Below are 15,723 nucleotides of genomic sequence, written 5' to 3' on the forward strand. Positions count from 1 at the left end.
CGCAGCGCGCCGATTCGAAAGGGGGACATGTGGAGCAGAACCCGACGCATGACCGATCGCCTGGCGCAGCGCCGGGCGAGCGCGGCTCACAAGCGGTTTCATCCGTTTGGGGCGCACCCACGGTCGAAATGCTCGAAGCGCATCTGGCGCCTTATGCCGCCCATTCGGCCCGCTCGCGGGGCCGCCGCTACGCGGAATCGGCGCCGCTCGCGCGCACCGAATTCCAGCGCGACCGGGACCGCATCGTTCACTCGACGGCGTTTCGCCGTCTCGAATACAAGACCCAGGTCTTCGTCAATCACGAAGGCGATCTGTTCCGCACACGGCTGACGCACAGTCTCGAAGTGGCACAGATCGCGCGCTCCGTGGCGCGCAACCTGCGCGTCAACGAGGATCTCGTCGAAGCGATTTCGCTCGCTCACGATCTCGGTCACACGCCGTTCGGCCATGCCGGGCAGGATACGCTCAACGATTGCATGCGTGCGCACGGCGGCTTCGAGCACAATCTGCAAAGCCTGGCGGTCGTCGACGAACTCGAGGAGCATTACGGCGGCTTCAACGGCCTGAACCTTTGCTTCGAGACCCGGGAAGGCATTCTCAAGCATTGCTCGCGCGAAAACGCATTGAACCTCGGCGAGCTCGGAGAGCGTTTTCTGACGGGCAAGCGGCCGTCGCTCGAGGCTCAGATCGCCAATATTGCCGACGAGATCGCGTACAACAATCACGATGTCGACGACGGGCTGCGTTCCGGTCTGCTCACGATCGGCCAACTCGCGGAAGTCGAGCTTTGGCATCGGCATTACGAAGAGGCCAGGCACGCGCATCCCGAACTCGAAGGGCGCCGCCTCGTGCACGAAACGGTGCGCCGCATTATCAACACGCTGATCGTCGACTTGATCGAGACGACGCGCGCCAACCTTGCCGAGCAGCGCCCCGATTCGCTCGACGCCGTGCGCGCGGCCCCATCGCTCGTGGCGCACAGCAGCGCCATTGCGGCTCAAGCGGTCGAGCTCAAGCGCTTTCTGTTCAAGAACCTGTACCGGCACTATCGCGTCATGCGCATGGCGAACAAGGCGCGTCGTGTCATCACCGGCCTTTTCGATGCGTTCACCGAAGATCCGCGCCTCTTGCCGCCCGATTACGTTGCCGAAGATCCAGCCCTCCAGCCGCGGCTGATCGCGCATTACATCGCCGGCATGACGGATCGCTATGCGCTCAAGGAGTACCAACGTCTGTTTGTCATAAACGATAACTAAACTGCTCGCCCGGTTGGAGCTGAAATCGATTTCATCTCCGACCGGCGCGTGTTGCGTCCACTACGGAGAGGAGAAGAAATGAAGGGATACAAAACGCTGGTCCGTTCTGCGGCAATCGGGGTTGCGCTCTTCGCGGGCGTGAGTCAGGGCGTTTTCGCGGCAACGGAGATTCAGTTCTGGCACGCGATGGAGGCCGCGCTCGGCGAACGGGTGAATCAGATCGCCGCGGATTTCAATGCTTCCCAGAGCGACTACAAGATCGTGCCCGCATACAAGGGTTCGTACGATCAGACGCTGGCGGCCGGCATCGCGGCTTATCGCAGCGGCAATGCGCCGGCGATCCTCCAGGTCTATGAAGTCGGCACGGCCACGATGATGCAGGCGAAAAAGGCGATCGTCCCGGTGACCGAGGTCTTCAAGCAGGCTGGCGTACCGCTCGATCAATCGGCGTTCGTGCCGACGATCGCGAGCTACTACAGCGATGCGAAGACAGGCGAGCTCGTTTCGATGCCCTTCAACAGCTCGACGCCGGTGCTGTACTACAACAAGGATGCGTTCAAGAAGGCCGGGCTCGATGCGAGCCAACCGCCGAAGACGTGGGACGAAGTGGCCGCGGACGCGGCCAAGCTCAAGGCTTCGGGCATGTCGTGCGGGTTCACGACGGGATGGCAGGGATGGGTCCAGCTCGAAAACTACAGCGCGTGGCATGGACTGCCGTTCGCGACCCGCAATAACGGTTTCGACGGTACGGACGCCAAGCTCGAGTTCAACGGCCCGCAGCAGATCGCGCACATCGCATTTCTGCAGAAGATGGCCAAGGACGGCACCTTCACGTATGCGGGCCGCAAGGACGAAGCGATGTCGAAGTTCTACAGCGGCGATTGCGGGATTTTGACGAGTTCCTCGGGCTCGTTGGCGTCGATTCGCAAGTACGCGAAGTTTCAATTCGGCACGGGCATGATGCCGTACGACGCGGGAGTCAAGGGTGCGCCGCAAAACGCGATCATCGGCGGGGCAAGCCTCTGGGTGCTGTCCGGCAAGGACGCGAACACGTATAAGGGCGTTGCCAAATTCCTCGCTTATCTGACGTCGCCCGCGGTCGCCGCAAAATGGCATCAGGACACCGGCTACCTGCCGGTGACGAAGGCGGCTTACGAGGAAACGCAGCAGCAAGGCTTTTACGCGAAGAACCCCGGTGCGGACACGGCGATCAAGCAAATGCTGAACAAGCCGCCGCTGCCGTACACGAAGGGTTTGCGTCTGGGCAACATGCCGCAAATCCGCACGATCGTCGACGAGGAACTCGAGCAGGTCTGGGCGCAAAAGAAGACGCCGAAAGAGGCGCTCGATTCGGCCGTTTCGCGCGGCGACGAGTTGTTGCGCCGCTTCGAAAAGTCCGGTACCTGACGCACGGGTTCGCGCATCGCCGCGCTGCCGGGAGCCGCGTTACTCGCGGTCGGTGGCAGCGCGGGCAGTGCGGACCGAACGTCTTTCCCAGCTGGATGCGCTTGGCCGCCGGCCCGCATGGGCGGCGGCGCCGCGCCTTAATCGAGCGACGCGCCATGTACGAACGTTCCCGCTTTCCCACGAGCCCACTGCCCTATCTGCTGATCGCGCCGCAGTTGGCCATCACCGCAATCTTCTTTCTCTGGCCGGCCGGCGAGGCGCTGTGGCAGTCCACGCAAATGCAGGATGCGTTCGGCACATCGAGCGAGTTCGTCGGTCTCGGCAACTTCCAGCACCTGTTTGCCGATCCGCTTTATCTCGGTTCATTCAAGACGACGATCGTCTTCAGCACCCTCGTCACGGTGATCGGTCTCGTCGTCTCGCTCTTGCTCGCGGCGTGCGCCGACCGCGTCACCCGCGGTGCACGGACCTACCGCACGCTGCTGATCTGGCCGTATGCCGTCGCGCCGGCCATCGCGGCCGTGCTATGGGCGTTCCTGTTCAACCCCAGCATCGGCCTCGTCACCTTCGCGCTGGCGAAGGCCGGCATCGTCTGGAATCACGCGATCAACGGTGGGCAGGCGATGTTTCTCGTCGTGCTGGCATCGGTCTGGAAGCAGGTCAGCTATAACTTCCTGTTCTTTTACGCGGGCCTTCAGGCGATACCGCGTTCACTGATCGAAGCGGCTGCGATCGACGGCGCGGGTCCGGTGCGACGATTCTTCGGCATCGCCTTGCCGCTTTTGTCGCCGACCACGTTTTTTCTTTTCGTCGTCAATCTCGTCTACGCATTCTTCGACACGTTCCCGGTAATCGACGCCGCGACGGGCGGGGGCCCCGCGCAGTCGACGAAAACACTGATCTACAAGATTTTCATCGAAGGCTTCCAGGGGCTCGATATGGGCAGCTCCGGCGCGCAGTCGGTGGTGCTGATGGTGATCGTCGTAGGGCTGACCGTCGTTCAGTTCCGTTTCATCGAACGCAAGGTTCAATACTCATGATCGAAAATCGCAGAGGCTTCGATCTTTTTTGCCATGCCGTCCTGATCCTGGGCGTGGCGCTGATCGCGTTCCCGGTCTATGTCGCGTTTTGCGCGGCGTCGATGAACGAGCAGCAAGTTTTTTCCGTGCCGCTTTCGCTCTTGCCGAGCACGCACTTCATCGAGAACATCGTCCATGTCTGGAGCCATGGGGCCGGCGATGCCGCGAGCCCGTTCGGCCGCATGCTGCTCAACTCGCTCATCATGGCACTGGCGATCTCGCTCGGGAAAATCGCCGTGTCGATCATCTCCGCGTACGCGATCGTCTTTTTCCGTTTCCCGTTTCGCAATACGGCGTTCTGGCTCATCTTCGTGACGCTCATGCTGCCGGTCGAGGTGCGGATTTTTCCGACCGTGCATGTGGCTTCGTCGCTTCACCTCATCAATAGCTACGCGGGGTTGACCCTGCCGTTGATCGCCTCCGCCACCGCGACGTTTCTGTTTCGGCAGTTCTTCATGACACTGCCGGATGAACTGATGGATGCGGCGCGCATCGATGGCGCTGGCCCGTTGCGCTTTTTTCGCGACGTGGTGTTGCCGCTGTCGAAAACGAACATCGCGGCGCTTTTCGTCATCACGTTCATCTACGGCTGGAATCAGTATCTTTGGCCGATTCTCGTCTCGAGCGAGCCATCGATGACGACGGCCGTGGTCGGCATCAAAACCATGATAGGGCAGGGCGACACGGCGACCGAATGGCATCTCGTCATGGCGGCGACGCTGCTTGCGATGTTGCCGCCGCTCGTGGTCGTGATCGCGATGCAGCGGTGGTTCGTGCGGGGGCTCGTCGATGCGGAGAAATAGTGCGATGCCGATGACGGCAGGGATAACGGATTGTCACATCAGCGAGGGACCATGGCTGCGTTGAATTTGAGAGGCGTTCGCAAGACCTACGACGGAAAGCAGTTCGTGCTGCACGGCATCGACGTGGACGTGTCCGACGGCGAATTCGTCGTGCTCGTGGGGCCGTCCGGCTGCGGGAAGTCGACGCTGTTGCGCATGGTCGCGGGGCTCGAGCGCGTGTCCGAAGGGCAGATCGCCATTGGCGAGCGCGTCGTCAACGACCTCGAGCCGAAGGATCGCGATATTGCGATGGTGTTCCAGAACTACGCGCTTTATCCGCATATGAGCGTACGCGAGAACATGGCGTACGGCCTGACGATCCGCGGGCTCGCGCGGGCTGACATCGATGCCCGCGTCGCCGCGGCGGCGAAGATACTCGAGTTGGACCCTCTTCTGGGTCGCAAGCCGCGCGAGCTTTCGGGCGGGCAGCGGCAACGTGTCGCCATGGGGCGCGCGATCGTGCGCGAGCCGTCGGTGTTTCTTTTCGACGAGCCGCTCTCGAATCTCGATGCGAAGCTCAGGGTACAGATGCGGCTGGAGATCCAGCGGCTGCACGCCCGCCTCGCCACGACGAGCCTTTACGTCACGCATGATCAGGTCGAGGCCATGACGCTCGCTCAGCGTGTCATCGTCATGAACCGCGGATATGCCGAACAGATCGGCGCGCCGACGGAAGTCTATGAGCGTCCGGCGACCATTTTCGTGGCCGGCTTTATCGGCTCGCCGGCGATGAATCTGCTCTCGGGCCGGCTCTCGGACGACGGGCGGGCCTTCGAGGTGGCCGGCGGCGGACCTCTGCTCGCGCTTGCGGCGCATCCGGCCATCGGCAGCGCCATTGCGTGCGGGCGCGAGTGGGTGCTCGGCATCCGTCCGGAGCATATGGCGCCGCGTGCCACTCAAACGTGCGCGAGTCTTGCGGTGGACTCCTGCGAGTTGCTCGGCGCGGACAACCTCGCGCATGGCCGCTGGGGCAGCCACGATGTCACGGTGCGGCTGCCCCATGCAGACCGTCCCCTATCGGGCGAAATCTTGCCGGTGGGGCTTCCGTCCGAACACCTGCATTTTTTCGATCCCGAAACCGGCAAACGCGCCGGTTGACGGCATGATGTTGGCCTCGGAAGACGAAATACGAAGATGACGACTGTACTGAACGGTTGGCCTTACCCGCGCGTCGTCGCGCATCGCGGTGGCGGGACCCTCGCACCCGAGAACACGCTTGCGGGTATCGACACGGGTGCTGCGCTTGGGCACAGGATGATCGAGTTCGACGCGAAACTCTCGGCAGACGACGTGGTCTTTCTGCTGCACGACGACACGGTGGACCGGACCTCCAATGGCCATGGCGCCGCCGCGCGCATGAGCTACGCTCGGATCGCCGCGCTCGATGCGGGCAGCTGGCGCGATGCGCGCTTCGCGGGCGAATCGATGCCGACGCTGGCGCAGGTGGCGGAGCGCTGCGCGCGCCACGGGCTGATGGCAAACATAGAGATCAAACCCTGCCCGGGACGCGAGATCGAAACGGGGCGGCGCGTCGCGGCCGAGGCGGCGAGGCTGTGGGCCGAGTCCTCGCCTCCGCCGCTCTTGTCGTCGTTTTCGATGGAAGCACTGACGGCCGCCCGCGATGCCGTAGCCGTGCTGCCGCGCGGGTTGCTCGTGGGTGCCGTGCCTGCCGAGTGGCGCTCGCTCGCCGCGGCGCTCGGTTGCGTATCGCTACACGCGGATCACCGCAAGCTCGATGCGGCACTCGTCGCCGAGATCAAGTCCGCGGGGCTCTTCATCCTGGCCTACACGGTGAACGATCCGGCTCGCGCGCGAGTGCTAGGCGAGTGGGGAGTCGATACGATCTGCACCGACCGGATCGATTCGATCGGGGCGGATTTCTTCGACCGCAACTGAAGGAAGCGGTCCGGCGCGCGAGTCCCCGGCGGGTGTCTCGCGCGTGTCCTGCCTCAGCGCGAGCGTGCCATCAACCAGCCCGTGATCAGAGCAAGGCCACCGACCACGGCGACCGTCTCCCACGGGTTCTCGCGTACGTAATCGTTGGCACCGGAAATGGCGGTCGCAGCGCGGGCGCGAATGTTATTTCGCGCGCCATCGAGCCGCGAGCGGGCCGCATCCAGACGTTTTTTCATTTGTTCGCGCAGTTGCGCGACGTCGGCCTGCGTGCCGTCGGCGAGTGTCGCTTCGAGTTCGGAGAGTAGTTCTCGCATTTCCGAGCCGATATCTTCGGCTGCGTTTCGACTATGTCGGGCGATACGGCGTGCATGACGGCTGGCGCTCGTCCATGATGTATCGAGCGCGTCTCGCGTATTCGGTAGTGCGTTCATGGTCGCTCCGTGAGCATGATTGACGGGGTGGACGTACCCGCGTTCCTGTTTCGAATGGCGGGAAAGCCCTTGTTCCGCAACTTCGATGCCAAGCCGCCTCGGACCGGGCAACGCCCTTGTACGCGGTCGCGCGGCTGTCAGGGCAGGCGGCAAAGGTGCGACGAAAATCGGGTAGAAACGTCAGCGCAGTGCAATACCGGCGGTGGAAATTACAACGCCACCGGTCCGGTGGCGTTGCGAGCGAAGGGTCGAATTGGACTATGCTAAAAGGCGTAGCCGATCTTCGCGAAGGTGACGATCGGGTTGAGCTTGATCTTTGCTTGCGTATGGGCAGTCAAACCAAATGGCCCGACGTTGGTCGTAGTGAGGTCGGCGGTGACGCTGACCGGAATGTACGACACGGACACCCCTGCAAACCAATGCTTGTTGAACGAGTAATTGAAACCGGCGTTGAAAACGGGCGCCCAGGAACGATCCGTCGAGACGGAGGTCGGACCTCCGTGCAAGACTGCGGATTGGAACGTGCTGTTGGTGATTTGCGCGTCGGTGAACCAGACGCGCGTCACGCCGATGCCGAGGTACGGGCGGAACTTGTCATCGGGCTTCCTGAAGTTCCATTTGACGAGCAGGGCGGGACTCCACTGGCGCGCGCTGCCAAGCTTGCCGAACTGGGAGAAGGAGCCAGCCCCTTCGATGTTGAACTTGGGAGGGACGCCGATTTCGAGCTCGGCTGCGAGGTGATCCGTGATGAAGTAGCCTACGCTCAGGCCAAGCGTGTCGGATTGGTCGATCGAGGCGCCGGTCCCCGCCACCGGTGTGTTCACGGGGGCGCCGCCGATGCTGACGACCTGCAGTGGATCGCTCGAAGATTGAGGTGAAAAATGGAACCAACCCGTTGCAGCGTAGAACGTCCCGGCCGATTGTGCGTGTGCAGCCGTTGCGCATACGAGTGCCGCAACCGCCCCCGTGATGGCCTGTTGTAATTTCATATGTCTTCCTCCATAAAAGGCCCGCCTATTATGAGTAGAAGGTTTCACACAAACCAAGCGCGCGCGCTAGAGCATTCTCCCTAAGCGTTGCGTGCTCGCGGCACCAGTCGCATTCGGCCGTTGCGAACGCTTGCGCGGCGCTTCGCCTTCGGGTACTCACCAACGAACTCACGGAATCCAGCATGGCACGGCTTGCACGTCTTTACGTCCCTGAACAGCCGCAGCACGTCATACTGCGCGGCCTCGATCAGCAGCCCGCCTTCGTCGACGAACAGGACTACGAGTTGTTCGTCGATTGCCTGAAAGCCGCGTCGCGCGATCATCGCCTCGCGGTTCACGCTTATGTGCTGATGCCGGGCGCGGTTCAACTGCTCGTCACGCCGAGCGACGAATCGAGCTTGCCCAAGGCGATGCAGGCGGTCGGCAGGCGCTACGTCGCACACTTCAATCGCCGCTACTCGCGGCGCGGCACATTGTGGGAAGGGCGCTATCGGGCGACGGTCATCGAGGGCGAGCGGTACTTTCTGCTCGCCAGCCGGGTGATCGAGCTTTGCCCCGTGCGCGAGCATCTCGTCACGGCGGCCGAAGATTACCGATGGTCCAGCTATCGGCATCACATCGGACTCACCGTCGATAGCCTCGTCACCGATCACCCGCTTTACTGGTCGCTCGGCAATACGCCGTTCGAGCGACAGCGCGCGTACAAGGATCTGTGCGAACAGCCGCTCGACGAGCGCGAGGCGAACGAGCTTCAACAGGCCACTTTGAAAGGGTGGGTGCTCGGCGGAGACACCTATCGGGAGTGGGCCGCGCGCGCCGCGAACCGCCGCGTTTCGCCTTTGCCGCGCGGCCGGCCCAGGAAGGTCCGCGAAGTCACTCCGCATAAGGCGCAGCAGTAGCGCTGGTTGCCGCCCCATCCTTGGCGCCAGGGGGATCGGCCGCCCGCGGTTGAGCGGGGGCGGGCTGGGGCGAAGCCGCAAGTAAGCGAGAACGGCAGGAGAGATGCCGTTTTCTTTTGCACTGATTTGATATGGAACCAATAAAAAGGCACCAACCGAGTGCGCTGCACAAATTAGTGCCATATCAAGCGATTTTTGTTGCTATTCCTTTGATTCGTCGCGTATATTCCGATTTCCGGCGGTTCAGGGCAGCATGCCCGTCGGCGGCGCCCAGTGCGCGTGCCGCCAGAACCGAGAGAAGCCCTTATGCGAACGGCCAAGCCCGGCCCCCAATAGACGGTGTCCCCATGAACGATCAGCAACCGATTCTTTCGGTCCCCGCCGCGCAGGGTCTGTACGATCCGCGCAACGAACACGATGCCTGCGGCGTCGGTTTTGTCGCCCATATCAAGGGTCGGAAGAGCCACGAGATCATTCAGCAAGGGCTCAAGATCCTCGAGAATCTCGATCATCGGGGCGCGGTCGGTGCCGACGCGCTGATGGGCGACGGCGCCGGCATTCTGATCCAGGTGCCGGACGCCTTTTATCGCGAGGAAATGGCTCGCCAGGGCGTGACGTTGCCGCCGGCGGGCGAGTATGGCGTTGGCATGATCTTTTTGCCCAAGGAGCACGCCTCGCGGCTCGCTTGCGAGCAGGAGCTCGAGCGCACGGTCAAGGCCGAAGGGCAGGTGGTGCTCGGCTGGCGCGACGTGCCGGTCGATCACGCAATGCCGATCTCGCCGACCGTCAAGGCGACGGAGCCCGTCATCCGCCAGATCTTCATCGGGCGTGGCCGCGACATCATGGTCACCGATGCGCTCGAACGTAAGCTCTACATCATTCGGAAAACGGCGAGCCACCGTATCCAGGCGCTCAAGCTCAAGCACGGCAAGGAATACTTCGTGCCGTCGATGTCGGCGCGCACGGTCGTCTACAAGGGCTTGCTGCTCGCGGGCCAGGTCGGCGTCTACTACCGCGACCTTCAGGACGAGCGGGTCGTCTCGGCGCTTGCGCTCGTGCACCAGCGTTTCTCCACGAACACGTTCCCGGCGTGGGAGCTTGCCCACCCGTACCGGATGATCGCGCACAACGGCGAGATCAACACGGTCAAGGGCAACGTCAACTGGCTCAATGCGCGCACCGGCGCGATTGCGAGCGCCGTGCTCGGCGACGACCTGCCGAAGCTCTGGCCGCTGATCTATCCGGGCCAGTCCGACACGGCGTCTTTCGACAACTGTCTCGAACTGCTCGTGATGGCGGGCTATCCGCTCGTGCACGCCATGATGATGATGATTCCGGAAGCGTGGGAACAGCACACGCTGATGGACGAGAACCGGCGCGCATTCTACGAGTACCACGCGGCGATGATGGAGCCGTGGGACGGCCCGGCGGCGATCGCATTCACCGATGGGCGGCAGATCGGCGCGACGCTCGACCGTAACGGATTGCGTCCGGCGCGCTACATCATCACGGAGGACGACCTCGTCATCATGGCGTCGGAGTCGGGCGTGTTGCCGATTCCCGAATCGAAGATCGTCAAGAAGTGGCGCCTTCAGCCGGGCAAGATGTTCCTCATCGACATGGAACATGGCCGCATCATCGGCGACAAGGAACTCAAGGACAACCTCGCCAACGCCAAGCCCTACAAGAGCTGGATCGACGCGGTGCGCATCAAGCTCGACGAGATCGAGCCGAAGCCCGAGGATGTGGCGACGGAACGCCGCGAGGCCGCGGCCCTGCTCGATCGCCAGCAGGCGTTCGGCTATACGCAGGAAGACGTCAAGTTCCTGATGGCGCCCATGGCGCAGCAGGGCGAGGAGGCGATCGGCTCGATGGGCAACGACTCGCCGCTCGCCGTGATGTCGAACAAGAACAAGACGCTCTACCACTATTTCAAGCAGCTTTTCGCGCAGGTCACGAACCCGCCGATCGATCCGATCCGCGAGAACATGGTCATGTCGCTGGTATCGTTCGTCGGACCGAAGCCGAACCTGCTCGACACGAACAACATCAACCCGCCGATGCGCCTCGAAGTGTCGCAGCCCGTGCTCGACTTCAAGGACATCGCGAAAATCCGCGCGATCGATCAGTACACGGGCGGCAAATTCAGCTCGTACGAGCTCAACATCTGCTATCCGGTGGCCTGGGGCAAGGAAGGCATCGAGGCGCGGCTCGCCTCGCTTTGCGCCGAGGCGGTCGACGCTGTCAAGTCGGGCTACAACATGCTGATCGTGTCCGATCGGCGCGTGGACCATGACAACGTCGCGATTCCGGCGCTGCTCGCGACGGCGGCCATTCACACGCATCTGGTGACGCAGGGGCTGCGTACGAGCACGGGTCTCGTCGTCGAGACCGGTTCGGCTCGTGAAGTGCATCACTTCGCGCTGCTCGCCGGCTACGGTGCCGAAGCGGTCCATCCGTACCTTGCGATGGAAACGCTCTCGCAGATGGCGCAAGGCATGAAGGGCGATCTCTCGCCCGAGAAGGCCGTCTACAACTTCACGAAAGCGATCGGCAAGGGCCTGCAAAAGGTCATGTCGAAGATGGGCATCTCGACCTACATGTCGTACACGGGTGCGCAGATTTTCGAGGCGGTCGGCCTGGCGAGCGATATCGTCGAGAAATACTTCAAGGGCACGGCTTCGAAGGTGGGCGGCATCGGGCTTTTCGACGTGGCGGAGGAAGCCATTCGCCTGCATCGCGACGCATTCGGCGACAACCCGGTGCTCGCGGGCATGCTCGACGCGGGCGGCGAGTATGCCTATCGCGTGCGCGGCGAAGATCACATGTGGACCCCCGATGCGATCGCGAAGCTGCAGCATTCGACGCGCAGCAACTCGTATCAGACCTACAAGGAATATGCACATCTGATCAACGATCAGACGCGCCGTCACATGACGTTCCGCGGGCTGTTCGAGTTCAAGGTCGACCCGTCGAAGGCCATTCCGATCGACGAAGTCGAATCGGCCAAGGACATCGTCAAGCGCTTCGCCACGGGTGCGATGTCGCTCGGCTCGATCAGCACGGAAGCGCATGCGACGCTTGCGGTCGCGATGAACCGCATCGGCGGCAAGTCGAACACGGGCGAGGGCGGCGAGGACGAGAACCGCTATCGCAACGAGTTGCGCGGCATTCCGATCAAGAACGGCGATACGCTTGCCTCGGTGATCGGACCGGAAGTCGTGCGCGACATTCCGCTCAAGGATGGCGACTCGTTGCGCTCGAAGATCAAGCAGGTCGCGTCGGGCCGTTTCGGCGTGACGGCGGAGTATCTCGCATCGGCCGACCAGATCCAGATCAAGATGGCGCAGGGCGCCAAGCCCGGCGAAGGCGGCCAGCTCCCCGGCCACAAGGTCTCCGAGTACATCGGCAAACTGCGTTACTCGGTGCCCGGCGTGGGTCTCATTTCGCCGCCGCCGCACCATGACATCTATTCGATCGAGGATCTGGCTCAGCTCATTCACGACCTGAAGAACGCGAACCCGTCGGCGAGCATCTCGGTCAAGCTCGTATCGGAAGTGGGTGTCGGTACGGTCGCCGCGGGTGTGGCCAAGGCGAAAGCCGATCACGTCGTCATCGCCGGCCATGACGGCGGCACGGGCGCATCGCCGCTTTCGTCGGTCAAGCACGCCGGCACGCCGTGGGAACTCGGGCTGGCCGAGACCCAGCAGACGCTCGTGCTGAACCGGCTGCGCGGGCGCATTCGCGTGCAGGCCGACGGCCAGATGAAGACGGGCCGCGACGTCGTGATCGGCGCGCTGCTCGGCGCCGACGAATTCGGCTTCGCGACGGCGCCGCTCGTCGTCGAGGGCTGCATCATGATGCGCAAGTGCCATCTGAATACCTGCCCGGTCGGCGTCGCGACGCAAGATCCGGTGCTGCGCGCGAAGTTCCAGGGCCAGCCCGAGCATGTCGTCAACTACTTCTTCTTCGTGGCTGAAGAGGTGCGCGAAATCATGGCGCAGCTCGGCATTCGCACGTTCGACGACCTGATCGGCCGTGCCGACCTGCTCGACATGAAAAAGGGCATCGAGCACTGGAAGGCGAAGGGGCTCGATTTCTCGAACGTGTTCTATCAGCCGCGCGTGGCGGCGGAGATTGCGCGCCGCCATGTCGACGAGCAGGATCATGGCCTTGCGAAGGCGCTCGATCACACGCTGATCGAGAAGGCCCGTGCCGCGATCGACAAGGGCGAGCACGTCTCGTTCATTCAGCCGGTGCGCAACGTCAATCGCAGCGTCGGTGCGATGCTCTCGGGCACGATCGCGAAGAAGCACGGTCACGACGGACTGCCCGACGATACGATCCACATCCAGCTCAAAGGCACGGCCGGTCAAAGCTTCGGTGCATTCCTCGCGCGCGGCGTCACGCTCGATCTCGTCGGCGACGGCAACGACTATGTCGGCAAGGGCCTCTCCGGCGGTCGCATCATCATTCGCCCGACGAACGATTTCCGCGGCAAGTCCGAGGAAAACATCATCTGCGGCAACACCGTGATGTACGGTGCGATCGAGGGCGAGGCCTATCTGCGCGGCGTCGCGGGCGAGCGTTTTTGCGTGCGTAACTCGGGGGCGAGCGCCGTCGTCGAGGGCACCGGCGATCACGGCTGCGAATACATGACGGGCGGAACCGTCGTCGTGCTGGGCGAAACCGGCCGCAACTTCGCGGCAGGCATGTCGGGCGGCGTGGCGTTCGTCTACGATCCCGACGGCACGTTCCCCGCCAAGTGCAACAAGTCGATGGTCGCGCTGGAGCCGGTGCTGCAGCAGGCCGAGCAGGAGCGCACCGTCGATCGCGCGCTCTGGCATACGGGCGTCACCGACGAAGCATTGCTCAAGGGGCTCGTCGAGCGCCACTTCCAGTTCACCGGCTCGCCGCGCGCGAAGTCGCTGCTCGAGGAATGGGATACCTCGCGCCGCCACTTCGTGAAGGTCTTCCCGACCGAGTACAAGCGCGCACTGGGCGAACTGGGTGCGAAGAAGGCCGCCAAGGAAGCGCTTGCGGCATGAGGCTCGGAGGCTTGGGCCTCGCGTGTTGCGAGGCCCGCCGAACGATGAATTGAGTACGACGACCAAGATTAGAGAAGAGACCCCATGGGCAAGGCAACCGGTTTTCTCGAGTATCAGCGCCTCCACGAAGCGTATGAAGCGCCGCTCGCGCGTTTGAAGCATTACAAGGAGTTCGTGCTCGCGCTCAGCGACGAGGACGCGAAGATTCAGGGCGCACGGTGTATGGACTGCGGCATTCCGTTTTGCAACAACGGCTGCCCCGTGAACAACATCATTCCCGACTTCAACGATCTCGTTTATCGCCAGGACTGGCGGCAGGCGATCGAAGTCCTGCATTCGACCAACAACTTCCCCGAGTTCACGGGACGCATCTGCCCGGCACCGTGCGAAGCGGCCTGCACGCTCGGCATCAATGCGGATCCTGTCGGGATCAAGTCGATCGAGCACGCGATCATCGACAAGGCCTGGGCCGAGGGTTGGGTCGAGCCGCAGCCGCCGAAGAAGAAGACCGGCAAGAAGGTTGCCGTGGTCGGCTCCGGGCCGGCCGGCCTGGCGGCTGCGCAGCAGCTCGCCCGCGCGGGGCACGACGTGACGGTGTTCGAAAAGAACGATCGCATCGGCGGGTTGTTGCGCTATGGCATTCCGGACTTCAAGCTCGAAAAGTGGCTGATCGATCGCCGCATGCGCCAGATGGAAGCCGAGGGCGTGACGTTCCGCGCCAATGTCTTCATCGGCAAGGACCCGTTGCCGTCTCACATCGGCAATACGGCCAAGGAGACGATTACGCCCGATGAGCTGAAAGAGCGCTTCGACGCCATCGTCGTGGCCGGCGGCTCCGAAACGCCGCGCGATTTGCCGGTACCGGGGCGCGAACTTGCCGGCGTTCATTTCGCGATGGAGTTTCTGCCGCAGCAGAACAAGGTCAACGCCGGCGACAAGGTGGCGGACCAGATCAGCGCGAAAGGCAAACACGTCATCGTGATCGGCGGCGGCGATACGGGTTCCGACTGCGTCGGCACCTCGAACCGTCACGGCGCGAAGAGCGTGACCCAGTTCGAGCTGCTGCCGCAGCCGCCCGAAACCGAAAACAAGCCGCTCGTCTGGCCGTACTGGCCGGTCAAGCTGCGGTCTTCGTCGTCGCACGAAGAGGGCTGCGAGCGCGACTGGTCCGTCGCGACGAAGCGGCTCGAAGGCAAGAACGGCAAGGTCGAGAAGCTTATCGCGGCGCGTGTCGAATGGAAGGACGGCAAGATGCAGGAAGTGCCGGGTTCGGAGTTCGAACTGAAGGCCGATCTCGTGCTGCTGGCCATGGGTTTCACGCAGCCCGTCGCACCTGTGCTCGAAGCGCTCGGCGTCGAGAAGGATGCGCGCGGCAATGTGCGCGCGGCGACGGAAGGCGAGCGAGCCTACTACACGTCGGCGGACAAAGTGTTTGCCGCAGGCGATATGCGCCGCGGGCAGTCGCTCGTCGTCTGGGCGATTCGCGAGGGCCGGCAATGCGCACGCTCGGTCGACGCCTACCTGATGGGCAGCTCCGAGCTGCCCCGCTGACGGGCGGCGCGCATTCGCCGCGCGTGGAAGCGATGCCGGTTGCACCGCAGGACGCGGATGCGGATTGGCATCGCACTTTCATTGCGCTCGTGCCCGATGCGCCCACGCGCAGTGAGTGGGAAGCATTCGGCATCGGCGAAGATATGATCGGTCGCCGCGTTGCGGCGGATCAGCTTCATTTGACGCTGGCCTTTCTCGGGTCCATCCCGCGCGAGCGCGGGCTTGCGCTTGCGGCGGGGCTGGCCTCGACCGTGACCGCGCTTCCCGCGCTGAAGATCGAGCGTTTCGCATATTGGCCGAATCCTGCCCATCCCCGCCTTGCGGT

Annotated in this window: 12 protein-coding genes; 10 read left to right on the plus strand and 2 right to left on the minus strand. The window is 63.2% G+C overall.

The window, feature by feature from the left end; translation table 11 throughout:
• The first annotated feature begins 29 nt into the window (after positions 1 to 29).
• From VGL01_RS10055 to ugpQ, 6 genes are all read left to right on the plus strand, one after another.
• Positions 30 to 1,256, plus strand: coding sequence for a deoxyguanosinetriphosphate triphosphohydrolase (locus VGL01_RS10055; protein ID WP_331568827.1), 1,227 nt, complete (start codon positions 30 to 32; stop codon positions 1,254 to 1,256).
• A 78-nt stretch (positions 1,257 to 1,334) separates the two neighbouring features.
• Entirely contained in the window at positions 1,335 to 2,663 is a 1,329-nt protein-coding gene (ugpB, locus tag VGL01_RS10060) for a sn-glycerol-3-phosphate ABC transporter substrate-binding protein UgpB (protein WP_331568829.1), read from the plus strand.
• A 155-nt stretch (positions 2,664 to 2,818) separates the two neighbouring features.
• Positions 2,819 to 3,703 (plus strand): sn-glycerol-3-phosphate ABC transporter permease UgpA, encoded by an 885-nt coding sequence (gene ugpA / locus VGL01_RS10065; protein ID WP_331568831.1) that lies wholly within the window; start codon positions 2,819 to 2,821, stop codon positions 3,701 to 3,703.
• Positions 3,700 to 4,545, plus strand: a complete 846-nt coding sequence (gene ugpE / locus VGL01_RS10070; RefSeq protein ID WP_331568833.1) for a sn-glycerol-3-phosphate ABC transporter permease UgpE — start codon at positions 3,700 to 3,702, stop codon at positions 4,543 to 4,545. Before ugpA ends, ugpE begins: the two co-directional genes overlap by 4 nt.
• Before the next feature lie 51 nt (positions 4,546 to 4,596).
• On the plus strand, positions 4,597 to 5,682 hold the full coding sequence (locus VGL01_RS10075) for a sn-glycerol-3-phosphate import ATP-binding protein UgpC (RefSeq protein WP_331568835.1): 1,086 nt from the start codon (positions 4,597 to 4,599) through the stop codon (positions 5,680 to 5,682).
• A gap of 36 nt (positions 5,683 to 5,718) precedes the next feature.
• Positions 5,719 to 6,480, plus strand: a complete 762-nt coding sequence (ugpQ, locus tag VGL01_RS10080; protein WP_331568837.1) for a glycerophosphodiester phosphodiesterase — start codon at positions 5,719 to 5,721, stop codon at positions 6,478 to 6,480.
• 53 nt (positions 6,481 to 6,533) lie between these two features.
• On the opposite strand, the gene VGL01_RS10085 is transcribed toward ugpQ, so the two are convergent.
• Both VGL01_RS10085 and VGL01_RS10090 read right to left on the minus strand, forming a co-directional pair.
• A complete protein-coding gene (locus tag VGL01_RS10085) occupies positions 6,534 to 6,911 on the minus strand; it encodes a DUF883 family protein (RefSeq protein ID WP_331568839.1) in 378 nt (125 codons plus the stop codon).
• 263 nt (positions 6,912 to 7,174) lie between these two features.
• Complete coding sequence (locus VGL01_RS10090; RefSeq protein ID WP_331568841.1) at positions 7,175 to 7,900, minus strand: OmpW/AlkL family protein; 726 nt, start codon at positions 7,898 to 7,900, stop codon at positions 7,175 to 7,177.
• A gap of 182 nt (positions 7,901 to 8,082) precedes the next feature.
• Between VGL01_RS10090 and VGL01_RS10095 the strand changes: the two genes are divergently transcribed.
• From VGL01_RS10095 to VGL01_RS10110, 4 genes are all read left to right on the plus strand, one after another.
• The gene (locus VGL01_RS10095) at positions 8,083 to 8,799 is read left to right on the plus strand and encodes a transposase (RefSeq protein ID WP_331568843.1); all 717 of its coding nucleotides are present in this window, start codon (positions 8,083 to 8,085) and stop codon (positions 8,797 to 8,799) included.
• Positions 8,800 to 9,146: 347 nt separating this feature from the next.
• Entirely contained in the window at positions 9,147 to 13,847 is a 4,701-nt protein-coding gene (locus VGL01_RS10100) for a glutamate synthase-related protein (protein WP_331568845.1), read from the plus strand.
• 84 nt (positions 13,848 to 13,931) lie between these two features.
• Positions 13,932 to 15,398 carry a glutamate synthase subunit beta gene (locus tag VGL01_RS10105; protein ID WP_331568847.1) on the plus strand — a complete coding sequence of 489 codons (1,467 nt, stop codon included), beginning with the start codon at positions 13,932 to 13,934 and terminating at the stop codon, positions 15,396 to 15,398.
• Positions 15,399 to 15,430: 32 nt separating this feature from the next.
• The coding region (locus VGL01_RS10110) for a 2'-5' RNA ligase family protein (RefSeq protein ID WP_331568849.1) at positions 15,431 to 15,723 on the plus strand (293 nt) is incomplete at its 3' end.

Source organism: Trinickia sp., from assembly GCF_036503415.1.
In the GTDB taxonomy this organism is placed as follows: domain Bacteria; phylum Pseudomonadota; class Gammaproteobacteria; order Burkholderiales; family Burkholderiaceae; genus Trinickia.